The following is a 725-nucleotide window of genomic DNA, read 5'->3' as shown; positions in this document are numbered from 1 at the left end:
TAATGGACAGGTCACAGGAACCATATTCGCGGAGGACAGAAAGCATATTCTCAATGTCTTTCTGTGCCATCAGGTTCTTCACGCGGCTGACAGCATCCACTTGGCCGGGCTCAGTGCTGAATAGGCGATTCATGAGAGCTTTGACGTCATCAACGCTCAAATCCCCGTAGAAGGCTACGCCATCCCCCTGGCAGTATCCGAGACTGTACTCAATCGTCAGATCATCCGGGTATCCACACTTAACCAGTTCGTTTTGAAAATGCTGTTTAATCATTGGTATCTCCTTAATTTCAGAGGGAGACACCATCCCCTCAGGGACCGATGTCCCCCGTGGGGTTAATGTTTGGGTTAAGAAGCCTTGCGGCTTAATTCAGTATCAAATCGAGGACCTTTGAGAACCGCAGTTTTCATAACCTCGAAGTTTCTTGGGTAACGCAGCTTTGAAACTGCGCCAGCTCGGATGTCGGCAGCCTCACTTGGAGAGACTAGCCTTAACCCTTCGCTGGTTTCAGCGTAGAACCAACCGGCATAACGCTCATAGGCATTCTGCTGGTACTGTTCAGTCGCCATATTCTTCCGGATCGCCTCTGTTAAGGCCTCAACAACACCGTCATCTTTCGTGATGATGTTGAAAACATGAGAGACGGTCAGGAAGTTCCCAAAGAAGCAGGCTGCCCCAAGCCAAGGCTGGAACATTTCGCCATTTCGCCCCGTCCTCACCATTG

The 725-nt window shown here is 50.2% G+C and carries 1 protein-coding gene and 1 pseudogene; both read right to left on the bottom strand.

Annotated elements, in window-relative coordinates:
* Positions 1 to 274: pseudogene (locus R8N47_RS25020) on the bottom strand (NgrC); the annotation flags it as partial.
* Between the two features lie 74 nt (positions 275 to 348).
* Positions 349 to 725: hypothetical protein (locus R8N47_RS25015; protein ID WP_000252592.1), on the bottom strand; the 377-nt coding region annotated here is incomplete at its 5' end.

This window comes from Vibrio sp. 2132-1 (genome assembly GCF_033344315.1).
This window is presented reverse-complemented; position numbering and strand designations above follow the sequence as displayed.